The organism is Paracoccus yibinensis, assembly GCF_030846195.1.
Classification (GTDB): Bacteria; Pseudomonadota; Alphaproteobacteria; order Rhodobacterales; family Rhodobacteraceae; genus Paracoccus; species Paracoccus yibinensis.
In genome coordinates this window covers 323,781-336,073 of record NZ_JAVCWH010000004.1, presented here as the reverse complement: position 1 = coordinate 336,073, position 12,293 = coordinate 323,781, and the positions used below count along the sequence as shown (strand labels likewise).

11 protein-coding genes are annotated in these 12,293 nt (G+C 68.0%); 5 read left to right on the top strand and 6 right to left on the bottom strand.

Annotation, left to right across the window (positions count from 1 at the left end; translation table 11 throughout):
- Positions 1-68: 68 nt before the first annotated feature.
- Genes RAH32_RS11960 through RAH32_RS11950 form a run of 3 tightly spaced genes read right to left on the bottom strand, consistent with a single transcriptional unit; the run spans position 69 to position 4,447 of the window.
- A complete protein-coding gene (locus tag RAH32_RS11960; RefSeq protein WP_306608163.1) occupies positions 69-1,253 on the bottom strand; it encodes an acetate/propionate family kinase in 1,185 nt (394 codons plus the stop codon).
- On the bottom strand, positions 1,250-2,647 hold the full coding sequence (locus tag RAH32_RS11955) for a bifunctional enoyl-CoA hydratase/phosphate acetyltransferase (RefSeq protein WP_306608162.1): 1,398 nt from the start codon (positions 2,645-2,647) through the stop codon (positions 1,250-1,252). Before RAH32_RS11955 ends, RAH32_RS11960 begins: the two co-directional genes overlap by 4 nt.
- Positions 2,648-2,656: 9 nt before the next feature.
- Positions 2,657-4,447, bottom strand: coding sequence for a PHA/PHB synthase family protein (locus RAH32_RS11950; RefSeq protein WP_306608161.1), 1,791 nt, complete (start codon positions 4,445-4,447; stop codon positions 2,657-2,659).
- Between the two features lie 132 nt (positions 4,448-4,579).
- Between RAH32_RS11950 and RAH32_RS11945 the strand changes: the two genes are divergently transcribed.
- Both RAH32_RS11945 and RAH32_RS11940 read left to right on the top strand, forming a co-directional pair.
- On the top strand, positions 4,580-4,894 hold the full coding sequence (locus tag RAH32_RS11945) for a hypothetical protein (protein WP_306608160.1): 315 nt from the start codon (positions 4,580-4,582) through the stop codon (positions 4,892-4,894).
- Between the two features lie 97 nt (positions 4,895-4,991).
- Complete coding sequence (locus RAH32_RS11940; RefSeq protein ID WP_306608159.1) at positions 4,992-7,658, top strand: cation-transporting P-type ATPase; 2,667 nt, start codon at positions 4,992-4,994, stop codon at positions 7,656-7,658.
- Positions 7,659-7,780: 122 nt separating this feature from the next.
- Here the strand turns inward: RAH32_RS11940 and RAH32_RS11935 are convergent, their stop codons facing one another.
- Complete coding sequence (locus tag RAH32_RS11935; RefSeq protein WP_306608158.1) at positions 7,781-8,119, bottom strand: ArsR/SmtB family transcription factor; 339 nt, start codon at positions 8,117-8,119, stop codon at positions 7,781-7,783.
- 63 nt (positions 8,120-8,182) lie between these two features.
- On the opposite strand from RAH32_RS11935, the gene RAH32_RS11930 reads away from it, so the two are divergent.
- The 3 genes from RAH32_RS11930 to RAH32_RS11920 are packed head-to-tail and all read left to right on the top strand — an operon-like array spanning position 8,183 to position 10,001.
- Positions 8,183-8,629: a YeeE/YedE family protein gene (locus RAH32_RS11930; RefSeq protein WP_306608157.1), complete on the top strand. Its 447-nt coding sequence runs from the start codon at positions 8,183-8,185 to the stop codon at positions 8,627-8,629.
- A complete protein-coding gene (locus RAH32_RS11925; protein ID WP_306608156.1) occupies positions 8,629-9,069 on the top strand; it encodes a DUF6691 family protein in 441 nt (146 codons plus the stop codon). Before RAH32_RS11930 ends, RAH32_RS11925 begins: the two co-directional genes overlap by 1 nt.
- Positions 9,066-10,001 (top strand): MBL fold metallo-hydrolase, encoded by a 936-nt coding sequence (locus tag RAH32_RS11920; RefSeq protein ID WP_306608155.1) that lies wholly within the window; start codon positions 9,066-9,068, stop codon positions 9,999-10,001. Before RAH32_RS11925 ends, RAH32_RS11920 begins: the two co-directional genes overlap by 4 nt.
- Before the next feature lie 90 nt (positions 10,002-10,091).
- Here RAH32_RS11920 and doeB read toward each other — a convergent pair whose 3' ends face one another.
- On the bottom strand, positions 10,092-11,105 hold the full coding sequence (doeB, locus tag RAH32_RS11915) for a N(2)-acetyl-L-2,4-diaminobutanoate deacetylase DoeB (RefSeq protein ID WP_306608154.1): 1,014 nt from the start codon (positions 11,103-11,105) through the stop codon (positions 10,092-10,094).
- A 4-nt stretch (positions 11,106-11,109) separates the two neighbouring features.
- Complete coding sequence (gene doeA / locus RAH32_RS11910; protein ID WP_306608153.1) at positions 11,110-12,291, bottom strand: ectoine hydrolase DoeA; 1,182 nt, start codon at positions 12,289-12,291, stop codon at positions 11,110-11,112.
- Between the last annotated feature and the right edge of the window lie 2 nt (positions 12,292-12,293).

Sequence of the window (12,293 nt, the reverse complement as noted above, 5' to 3'; positions counted from 1 at the left end):
GCACGTTCCTTTCAGGTTCATCAGGATGCCAAGGTGACGCCAGAGGGCGGTTCCGACCTTGACCCAGGTCAAGGGGCGGCGCGGTTGCCAAGCAGGCCCAGGGCTTCCCCGGCGATCACGCGTTCCTCGTCGGCGGGAATGACGAATGCGGCAAGGCGGCTGTCGGTGCTGCTGATGCGGGGCGCGTTGGCGGCGTTGGCGGCACCGTCCAGCACCAGCCCCAGCCAGGCCAGCCGGTCCGCCACCATGGCACGGATGCGGGGCTGGTGTTCGCCGATGCCTGCGGTGAAGACCAGGGCGTCGATGCCGCCCATGGTGGCGGCCAGGCGCGCGGCCTCGCCAGCGATGCGCAGGCAGAACAGGCCGATCGCCTCGGCCGCCTCGGGCCGGTCGCTGTCCAGAAGCTCGCGGCTGTCGGCGTCGATGCCCGACACGCCCAGCAGCCCGCTTTCGTGGTAAAGCATCCGTTCCACCCGGGCCAGCGTCCAGCCCATCGGCCCCAGAAGATGCAGCAGCACCCCCGGATCCAGTGCCCCGCAGCGCGTGGCCATGGGGATCCCGTCCAGCGTTGAAAAGCCCATCGAGCTGTCGCGGCTGATGCCGCCCTGCATGGCGCAAAGGCTGGCCCCGCTGCCAAGATGCGCCGCTACCACGCGGGCATCCGCGGCCAGGTCGGTGCCGCGCAGGGCGTCCGCGATGTGGCGATAGGACAACCCGTGAAAGCCGTATCGGCGGATGCCCTGGTCGTGCAGCGCCCGCGGGATCGCCAGGCGCCGGGCCAGGGGATCGTGCGTGGCGTGGAAGGCGGTATCGAAGGACGCGGTCTGCACCAGGTCGGGATACAGCCTGCGCGCCGCCCTGATCAGGCGCAGGCTTTGCGGCTGGTGCAGGGGCGCCAGCCGCGACAGGCCTTCAATCTGCGCCAGGGTCTTGTCGTCGATGATCGCCGGACCGGCGAAAATGTCGCCGCCATGGACCACGCGATGCCCGATCACCGCCAGATCCGACAGGTCGATCTGGCGTCCCAGCCAGTCGAGCGCGGTGCCCAGCACCGCGGTCATGTCGCCGATATCCGCGCCCGGCAGGGGATGGGACAGGCGGTGCCCGCCCAGGGTCAGCCGCACCTCCAGCGGATCGTCGCGAAAGTCGATCGCCGCGCGGGCCAGAGGCCGGGTGCGGTCGCCGTCAATGGCATGGATGCCCAGCTTCACCGTCGAGGATCCGGCGTTGAAGGTCAGGATCGCTTCGGTCATTGCCGCGCCCCCGCGGCTGCCCTGCGCGCCACGATCAGCCTGGCCAGAGCGGCCGAGGCGATGCGCGCGGACAAAGGATCGGCCCGGCTGGTCAGCACGATTGGCACCCGCGCGCCCAGGACCAGCCCGGCAGCGGTCGAGCCGGCGAAATAGATCAGCTGCTTGGCCAGCATGTTCCCCGCCTCCAGATCCGGGACCAGCAGGATGTCGGCCTGCCCTGCCACGGCCGAGGCGATGCCCTTGGTCTGCGCGGCCTCGGGGCTGATGGCGTTGTCGAAGGCCAGGGGACCATCGACCAGCCCGCCGGTGATCTGGCCGCGCGCCGCCATGACGGTCAGGGCTGCGGCATCCAGCGTGGCGGGCATGGCGGCGTTCACGGTTTCCGCCCCGGCCAGCACCGCCACGCGGGGCTGGTCGGTCCCCAGAAGCCGCATCAGGTCGATCGCGTTCTGGGCGATGTCGCGCTTGTGGTCCAGCGTCGGCGCGATGTTGATGGCGGCATCGGTCACGATCACCGGCTTGCCATAGGCGGGCACGTCCATGACATAGGCGTGGCTGATCCGCCGCGCCGTCCGCAACCCCGAATCCCGCGCCACCACCGCGCCCAGCAGTTCATCGCTGTGCAGGCTGCCCTTGACCAGAACCTCGACCCGGCGCGAGACGGCCAGCTCCACCGCCCGCGCGGCTGCGGCATGGCTGTGTTCCGTGCTTTCGATGTCGATGCCGTCCAGGGACACGCCCGCCTCATTGGCTGCGGCGCGGATTTTGGCCTCGGGGCCGATCAGCAGCGGCTCCAGCAGGCCCTCGTCGCGAACCTCGATCGCGCCCAGGATCGCGGCGCGCGAACAGGGGTGGACGATGGCCGCGCGGATCGGCGGCAGGCTTCGCGCCTCGTCGATGAAGGGCGCATAGCGGCTGGCGGGCAGCAGCACGGCCCGCGGCGCGGGCGCGGCGGGCAGGGTCATGTCGGTGTCGGGGGCGATCACGGCGGCGGTGCCTTCCAGCACCCGCTCTCCTCGCTGGTTGGTGCAGACGGCCTCAAGCCGCACCATCCGGCCGGCCTCGTGCTTTTCGGTCACGCGGACGGTGGCGGTCACCGTGTCTCCCGGCATGGCGGGGACAAGAAAGCGGAAGTTCTGTTCCAGATGGATCGTGCCGGGGCCGGGCAAGCGCGTGCCCATGACGGCGGCGACCATGGCCGCCGTCCAGCTTCCATGGGCCGCGCTGTGGCCGCGCGACGCGCCCGCGAAGACCGGCTCGAGGCTGGCGGGGTTCACGTCGCCCGACAGCGCCGCGACCATCGAGATGTCGTTGACCCCGACCGTGCGCGTCAGCGAAGCTTCGTCCCCGATCTTCAACGACGCGAAGGTGTGGTTCTTCAGGATGCCGTTCACATCCTCCTCCTATCGCTGAAAGACATAGCTGCCGGGCGCGTCCATCAGTGGCGAAAGCCCCTGTTCCGCGGCCCCCAGGGGCGGCGGCGCGGCGGGCGGCCCCGACTGCGCGGCAAGCCAGTCGCCCCAGGCGGGCCACCAGGATCCTTCGGCCGGGTTATGCGCGGCCCGCCAGTCGGGGGCCGAGATCAGCGCGCCGTCCTTTAGCCGCGTGCCGATGCGGTAATGGCGGCGCGGGTCGCCCGGCGGGCTGACGATCCCGGCATTGTGCCCGCCCGAGGTCAGCACGAAGGTCACGTCGGTATCGGTGAACTGGTGGATCTTGTAGACCGAGGTCCAGGGCGCGACGTGATCGCGGTCGGTGCCCACGACAAAGACCGGCACGCGGATGTTCTGCAACGCGGCGGGACGTCCCTCGACCATGAAGCGCCCGGCGGCCAGTTCGTTGTCCAGATACAGGCGTTGCAGGTATTCCGAATGCATCCGCCAGGGCATCCGGGTGCTGTCGGCGTTCCAGGCCATCAGGTCGGTCATCGGGCGGCGCTGCCCCATCAGGTAATCATGCACGGCCCGCGACCAGACCAGGTCGTTCGACCGCAGAAGCTGGAAGGCGCCCGCCATCTGGTCGTCCGACAGATAGCCCCGGTTCCACATCATGCTGTCCAGGAAGTGCATCTGGCTGGGGTCGATGAACAGCGCAAGTTCGCCCGGTTCGGTGAAATCGACCTGCGCGGCAAACAGCGTCAGCGAGGCCAGGCGGTCCCCTGCCGCAGCCCCCATGGCCGCCGCCGCGATCGACAGCAGCGTGCCGCCCAGGCAATAGCCGGTGGCATGGACCCTGGCCCCCGGCACGATGGTCCCCACCGCATCCAGCGCGGCCAGCACGCCTTGGCGGCGGTAATCCTCCAGCGTCAGGTCGCGATCCCCTGCGCCTGGGTTGCGCCACGAGATCGCGAAGACGGTGAAACCTTGGCCCACCAGCCAGCGGATCAGCGAATTTTCAGGCGACAGATCCAGGATATAGTATTTCATGATCCAGGCGGGCACGATCAGCACCGGCTCGGGCCGGACCTGCCCGGTCGATGGCGCGTATTGAATAAGTTCAATCAGGTGGTTGCGGAAGACGACGGTGCCGGGCGTCACCGCAACCGTTTCGCCGGGGCGGAACGCTTCGGCACCCGGCGGAGGCTGGCGGTTCATCAGGCGCAGGGCGTCCTCGGCCCAGTTCTGCCAGCCCTGCCACAGGTTCATGCCGCCGGTCTGCCAGGTGCGGGCCAGCACCTCGGGGTTGGTCAGGGGATTGTTCGAGGGCGAGAAGACGTCCAGCCACTGCTTGGCGACAAAGGAGACCACATCCTCATGGTGCTTCATCACGCCCGGCACCTCGTGCGTGACGTTGTGCAGCCATTGCTGGCCCAGCAGGAAGGCCTGCGCCAGCATCGAAAAGGGCGGTCGTTGCCAGCCTTCGTGGCGAAAGCGGGCGTCGCCCGGCAACGGGCGGATCGCAGGGGGCGTCTTCGGGTCGATGGCCGTGGACAGAAGCCACGTCATAAGCCGCCCGGTCTTGCGCCCCGCCTTCCACAGAAGCTCGGCCCGCTTGCCCGGCGCCTGGGCCAGGTGGAAGGCCCAGTCAAAACCCGCAAGCGCCAGCGATCCCGGAGAAATGCCGCCCGTCAGCTGCCCGCCAAGCGCCTCTCGCATCCGGTCCATCGCCTGGAACGCCGCAAGGCCCAGCGACGCGTCCTGATCGACCGGGGGCATCACCGCAGGCATGGCAATGGAGTCGGTCTGGTCGGGCATCTCGGTCCTTGGTGGGTCGGGGTCTGCGGGTTATCCTTACGGGGTCCAGCATCGGGTGATCTTGACCTGAGTCAAGGTTCGCTGCCGGATCATGGCCTTACCATCCAGATTTCATCAGACAGGATCACGGACATGAAAGACGACAAGATCGCGAAGCCGGAAACGGCCGTTCTGCCGGATTCTCCCGGAATGAACCTGCCCCACGTTCTTCTCTGGCCGTTGCGGATGCAGGAAATGCTGTGGCGGGAAACGCTTCTGACGATGGCGCGGATGGCAGAACTGCGGGCCGAATGCCTGCGCAGCATGGCCCAGGTCAGCCTGCCCATGGATGCCGCCGCCATCCAGAGCGACTATGCCCGAAAGCTGATGGAGGTTGCCGGGGAGGAAGGCAACCGCCTTGCCCGCGCCATGAAGGCCGCCGTGCCGGCAATGCACAAGGCCGCCTGATCCGCAGGCCGAAATGCCCGTGCGGCCCCTTGCCGGGGTTCATCGCGGGTGGTCCCTGAGCCGGCCCCCGCGCCCTGCAAGGAACGACAAAAGCCCGATGCCCGACCCGAGCGCCCTTGACGACGCCCATGCCCGTCCCGCTTCCGAAGTCCTGACCGTCCTGGATGCCACCGCCACCGGGCTGACCGCATCCGAGGCTGCGGCCCGCCTGTCCCGCCACGGCCCCAACAGCCTGCCCGGCGCCAGGCCGCGCCCGTCGATCCTGCGTTTCCTGGCCCAGTTCAACAACGCGCTGATCTATTTCCTGCTGGCCGGGGCGGGGGCCGCCGCCGCCCTGGGCCATTTCGTCGATGCCGGCGTGATCCTGGCCGTGGTGATCGTGAACGCGGTCGTGGGCTTCCTGCAGGAAGGCAAGGCCGAAAGCGCGCTGAACGCCATCCGCAGCATGATCGCGCCCAAGGCCAGCGTGCTGCGGGACGGGCGGCGAATCAGCGTCGGCATGGCCGACCTGGTCCCCGGCGACGTGGTCCTGATCGAGGCGGGCGACCGCGTGCCCGCCGACCTGCGCCTGATCGCCGCGCGCAACCTGCTGGTGGACGAGGCGATCCTGACGGGGGAATCCGTGGCATCGACCAAGGAAGTCGATCCCGTTGAGGCAGGGGCGGCCCTGGGCGACCGCCGGTCCATGGCCTTTTCCGGCACGCTTGTCGCGGCGGGCCAGGGCAGCGGCGTGGTAACGGCAACCGGCACCGCGACCCAGATCGGCCGCATCAGCACCCTCCTGCGCGAGGTCGAGACGCTGACGACGCCGCTGCTGCGCCAGATCAACGCCTTTGCCCGTCGCTTCACGCTGCTGGCGTTCGTCGGCGCGGCGCTGATCTTCGCCTTTGCCGTCTCGCTGCGCGGCTATGCCTGGGACGAGGCGCTGATGGCGGTGGTGGCGCTTGCCGTGGGGCTTATCCCCGAAGGGCTGCCCGCCGTCATCACCATCACGCTGGCCATCGGCGTGCAGCGCATGGCCGCCCGCCGCGCGGTGATCCGTCGGCTGCCCGCGGTGGAAACACTGGGTGCCACATCCATCATCTGCTCCGACAAGACCGGCACCTTGACCCGGAACGAGATGACCGTGGGCCGGGTGGTGACGGCCGACGGCGTGACTGTGGTTCAGGGCGCGGGCTATGACCCAAAAGGCCATGATTTCAACCCTGTCCCTGCCGTGCGCGATCTGTTGCGGGCGGGCTTGCTGTGCAATGATGCCGAACTCCATCCCGGCACCTGGAAGGTGGAAGGCGACCCGATGGAGGGCGCGCTGATCGCCGCCGCGATGAAGGCAGGGCTGGATCCGGCGACCGAACGCGCGGCCCGGCGGCTGGACGCAATCCCGTTCGATGCCCAGCATCGCTTCATGGCGACGCTGCACGACGTGCCGGGGCGGAACCGGGTGATGCTGGTCAAGGGCGCGCCGGAACGGATCCTGGCGATGTGCACGGACCAGGCCTCGGGTGCGGGCGCGCAGCCGTTGGATCACGCCTATTGGACCAACCGCATCGCCGAAACCGGACGCGAGGGCGAGCGCGTGCTGGGTTACGCGACCAAGCCCATGCCCGACGGCACCGCCAGGATCGACTTTCCCGACGTGCGGGACGGACTGACCTTCCTGGGCATCACCGGCTTCATCGACCCACCGCGCCCCGAGGCCATCGCCGCAATCGCCGAATGCCACGGCGCGGGCATCGACGTGCGCATGATCACCGGCGACCATGCCGAGACCGCCACGGCCATCGCCCGCCAACTGGGCCTGGCGCCCGACCCGCAGGTGCTGACCGGCAAGGATCTGGACGCGATCCCCGATGCCGATCTTGCCGGGGCCGTCGCCCGCACCCAGGTCTTCGCCCGCACCAGTCCCGAACACAAGCTGCGCATCGTCCGCGCGCTGCAATCCCAAGGCAACGTGGTCGCGATGACCGGCGACGGAGTGAACGACGCGCCCTCGCTGAAGCAGGCGGATGTCGGCATCGCAATGGGCATCAAGGGCACCGAGGCCGCCAAGGAAGCGGCCGAGATCGTGCTGATGGACGACAACTTCGCCTCGATCGTGGCGGCGGTGCGGGAAGGGCGCACCGTCCACGACAACATCCGCAAGGTCATCGCCTGGACCCTGCCCACCAATGGCGGCGAGGCGCTGACTGTGGTCACCGCGATCCTGCTGAACTTCGCGCTGCCGATGACGCCAGTGCAGATCCTGTGGGTCAACCTGATCCTTGCCGCGACGCTGGGCCTTGTCCTGGCCTTCGAGCCGTCCGAGCCCGGCGTCATGGCGCGCGCGCCCCGCAAGGCCGATGCGGGGCTGCTGACGCCCTTCATGGTCTGGCGCATCGTCTTCGTGTCGCTGCTGTTCACAGCCATCTCACTGGCGGTCTTCTTCTGGGCCCTGAACCAGGGCCGCGACATCGCCGAGGCCCGGACGGTGGTGGTGAACACGCTGGTGGTGCTGGAAATCTTCTATCTGTTCAACATCCGCTATCTGCACATGACCTCGTTCACGCTGACGGGGGTCAAGGGCACCGGGCCGGTGCTGGCGGCCATCGCCCTGGTGGTGACGGGGCAACTGGCCTTCACCTATCTGCCGGTGATGCACAGGATTTTCGATTCCCGCCCGCTGGGCCTTCTGGACGGCCTCGCGATCATCCTGATCGGCGCGATGACCCTGGGCGTGCTGGAGATCGAGAAGCACCTGCTGCGCGACCGCTTCGGCCCGGCATGACGCGCGGCGGCAGGAACGCGGGCGGCGATGACGAATGCCCGTCCCGGACGTCTGCCTTGGCTGTCACAGCGAACAGATCGCCGGACTTTTCGGCCTCTGCCCCGGCGGCAGCCACGGCTGCATCACAGATCCTTGCAGAAGGCGTCGTAGAGGGCGGCCATCAGCACCTCGAGGTCGGGATCGCTGATGCGGTAGAAGATGGTCTGGCTTTCGCGGCGGGTGTCCACCATCTGGGCCTCGCGCAGCTTGGCCAGGTGCTGGCTCAGCGCGGATTGGCTGAGGCCGACCGCCTGCTGCAGCGCGCCGACCGAGCGCTCGCCCTTGGTCAGCTCGCACAGGATCAGCAGGCGCTTGGCATTGGCGACAAGCGCCAGCCGCCCGGCCACGTGATCGGCGCGGTCCTGCAGGGCGCGGGTCGCCTTGTCCCCGTCTTGTATATTAGCATTGACTGATTTAGACATGGTTAATATATAGACCTGGCGGGCGGATCAAGCAAGCGTCGCCGCAAGTCACGGAGGAAGTGCATGGAGATCGGGATCGAGACCGCGTTCACGCCCTTGGCTTCGCTGCTGGGCGGGGTGCTGATCGGGCTGAGCGCGGTGATGGTGATGGGGCTGTTCGGCCGCATCGCAGGCATCGCCGGCATTGCCCAGGGGGCGATGGCGCTGTCCGGCGCGGCGAAGGACCGCGACTGGCGGTGGGCCTTTCTGGCCGGGCTGATCGTCGCGCCGCTGGCGGTGATGGCCGGGGGCGGGACGGTGGCGCAGACCGTCCCCGACAATCTGCCGGGCATGGCCCTCGCCGGGCTGCTGGTGGGCACGGGCACGGCGCTTGGTTCGGGCTGCACCTCGGGACACGGGGTCTGCGGGCTGGCGCGGCTGTCGGGCCGGTCGCTGGCGGCGGTCGCGACCTTCATGGCGGCGGGCTTTGCCACCGTCTTCGTGCTGCGCCATATCTGGGGGGCTGCGTGATGCGGGTGCTGTGGGGCTTTCTGTCGGGGCTGGTCTTCGGGCTGGGGCTGGTGATCTCGGGCATGGCCAACCCGGCCAAGGTGCTGAACTTCCTGGACCTGACCGGGACCTGGGACCCCAGCCTGGCCTTCGTGATGGGCGGGGCGACGCTGAGCGCCTTTGTGGGCTACAGGCTGGTCTGGCGGCGCAGCGCGCCGGTCCTGGACCGGGCCTTCGACATTCCCAAGACCCGCGCCATCGATCGGCCGCTGCTGGTGGGGGCAACGCTGTTCGGGATCGGCTGGGGGATCGGCGGCTTCTGCCCCGGCCCGGCCTTCACCGCCCTGCCCCTTCTGGCGCCGGGCACGCTGGTCTTTCTGCCGGCGATGCTGGCAGGCCTGTGGCTGGGCGCGCGGATCAAGACAGGCGGCCATCTGCAAGCCAAAGGAGCGACGTCATGAGCACATCCAGGCTGAAGGAGCGGGTCGTCCGCCACTCGCCCTCGACGGGCGCGGGCAGCCCCGATGTCTGGGGCATCTATGAACCCGACACCGGATCGATCCAGTATGTCTGCGCCGATCCCGCGACGAAACAGGCCGCGCTGATCGACGTGGTCTGGAACCTCGACACCCACAACTATCGCTTCTCGACCGAAAGCATGGATCAGGTGCTGGACCTCGTGCGGCAGAACGGGCTGACGGTGCAGTGGATCCTCGACACCCATCCCCATGCCGACCACGTGATGGCCTCGGCGCATCTGAAGAAGCGCACCGGCGCGCCCGCAGCCATCGGCGACAAGGTGCGCGATATCGCCCGCCTCTGGGCCGGGCTTTACAACCTGCCGGGTGCCTTCGACCCCGCCCGCGACTTCGACCGCCTGTTCGCAGACGGCGAGACCTTCCGCATCGGCGATCTGGAAGCGCGGGTGATGCTGTCGCCCGGCCACACGCTGGGTTCGGTCACCTATGTCTGCGGCGACGCGGCCTTTACCCATGACACGCTGATGCAGCCCGATGTCGGCACCTCGCGCGCCGATTTCCCGGGGGGCGACACCGCCGAACTGTGGGATTCGATCCAGGCGATCCTGGCCCTGCCAGGGGACACGCGGCTGTTCGTGGGCCACGACTACGGCACCGAGACTCGCGACGAGCCGCAGTGGGAGGCGACGGTGGATGAACATCGCGCGGGCAACAGGCACGTCAAGGACGGCACCCGGCGCGAGGACTGGATCGCCCTGCGCGACAAACGCGATGCCACCCTGCCCCTGCCCGACCGGATCCTTGCCGCGCTGCAGATCAACCTGCGCGGCGGCCGCCTGCCCGCCCCCGAGGACGACGGCCACAGCTACCTGAAGATCCCGATCAACAGGTTCCCCGACACCGCAAAGCCATGAGGGATCCGGCCGCCGAGGCGCAGGGTCGCGTGCCGACCGCCCTGCCCGGGCAGGACGCACCGACCCGTGATCAGCCGCGGCGTCGGCTTCCTATGCGTGTTCGACCTCGACGCCGATGACCGCCACGCAGTCGCCGGGCTTGACGATTCCAGGAAAATGCCGCGCCATCATCAGGCCGGATCGACGCGCACAAACCGTGACGGGCGGCAGGCCGGTGCGGGTCACGGGAAAGATGCGGGCGACAGGCTGGCCGCAGGTGACGCCATCCCCCAGGTCGGCCAGGAACTCGATCAGCCCGCCATCTTCGGCGAAGGTGAAGCAATCCTCGTCCGGCATGTCCAGCCATTGTGTAGGTTGGAGCTCTATCTCACCTTTCATCACGCCCGCCGCGACCAGCATGTTGCGCAAGCCGCGCTTGGCGATACCCGCGGTGCGCGCCGTCGCCGTGCCGCCGCCGCCCAGTTCGGTCGTGACGAAGGTCTTGCCCATGTCCTCGGCAGCGGTGTCGTACATGCCAACGGCGTCGATCTCGAGCATTCTTACCGACCAGGGGGCGCCAAAAGCGCGGACCAGATCGAAGGACTGTGCCTCCTGCCGCTTGTCAGGCAAGACGTGGGCCGCGCAATAGGGAAGGAAATCCAAGGTCTTGCCGCCCGAATGGAAATCCAGAACCACGTCCGCCATGGGCAGCAGCACACGCTGGAAATAGTCCGCGATCTTCTGTGTCACCGTGCCGTCCGGGCGGCCCGGAAAGCTGCGGTTCAGGTTGCCCTTGTCGATGGGCGATGTCCGCGTCCCCGCGCCGAAAGCCGGATAGTTCATCGCGGGCACGATGATGATGCGGCCGGTTACCTGATCGGCCCTGATGGTCGAGGCCAGATCGAACAGCGCGATCGGGCCTTCGTATTCGTCGCCGTGGTTCGCGCCCGTCAGCAGCGCGGTTGGCCCCTCGCCGTTGTTGACGACAGTGATGGGGATCATGATCGATCCCCAGGCCGCGTCGTCGCGAGAATAGGGCAGCCGCAGGAAGCCGTGGCTGACCCCGGCGGCCGAGAAATCCACCGTCGCCGTGATGGGCGAAGGCGTCAGCTGCATCTGCAACATGACCCTAGTCCTTCACGAACAGCTTGCGCGGGACCGAGGCCAGCAGTTCCGGCGCGCCTTCGGTGATGACGATGGATTCCGTGATTTCCAGCCCCATCTCGTCCGACCACAGGCCGGTCATGAAATGGAAGGTCATGCCCGGTTCCAGCACCGTCCTGTCGCCGGGACGCAGCGACATGGTGCGTTCGCCCCAGTCGGGCGGATAGCTGACGCCGATGGGATAGCCGGTGCGCCCGTCCTTGGTGATGCCGTATTTCTTCAGCACGGCATAGAACGCGCCCGCGAACTGTTCGCAGGTATTGCCGGCGCGCGCTGCCTCCAAGCCTGCCTCCATGCCTTCCAGCACAGCCTGTTCGCCATCCAGGAAGACCTGCGGCGGCTTGCCCAGGAACACGGTCCGCGACAGCGGCGCGTGATAGCGGTTATGGCAGCCGGCGATCTCGAAGAAGGTGCCTTCGCCCGCGCGCATCGGCCGGTCGTCCCAGGTCAGATGCGCGGCTGCCGCCTCTCTCCCCGAGGGCAGCAGCGGCACGATGGCCGGATAGTCGCCGCCGAAGCCGTCCGTCCCCCGGATCCCTGCGTCATAGATTTCGGCCACGAGGTCGCATTTGCGCATCCCCGGCTCGATCTTCTCGAAGATGCGTTCGTGCATCTTCGTGACGATGGCGCCCGCCTTGCGCATGTAGTCCAGTTCCGTGGCCGATTTCACCGCCCGCTGCCAGTTCACCAGTCCCGTGGTGTCGCTGAACCGCGCATCGGGCAGATGCTTTTGCAGCGCGGCAAAGGCGGCGGCGGTGAACCAGTAGTTGTCCATCTCGACGCCGATGCGCCGTGTGCCCCAGCCCTTGTCCGTCAGGATCTGCGACAGCAGGTCCATCGGGTGCTTCTGGGTGTTCATGACGTAATCATCGGGATAGCCGATGATGTTGGCCTCGGACAGATAGGCCGTGAACCGCGCGCCCACCGCGTCCATGGCGCGACCGAAGAAGATCGGCTCGCCATCGGGCGGCACGACCACGCATTGATGGACATAGAAGGACCAGCCGTCATAGCCGGTCAGCCAGTTCATGTTGCTGGGATCGGTGACGATCAGCAGATCGACGCCCTTTTCCTCCATCGCCCGGCGCGTGCGGGCCAGACGCTGGGCATATTCCTCGCGCGTGAATTTCAGTGCGACATCTGTCATCG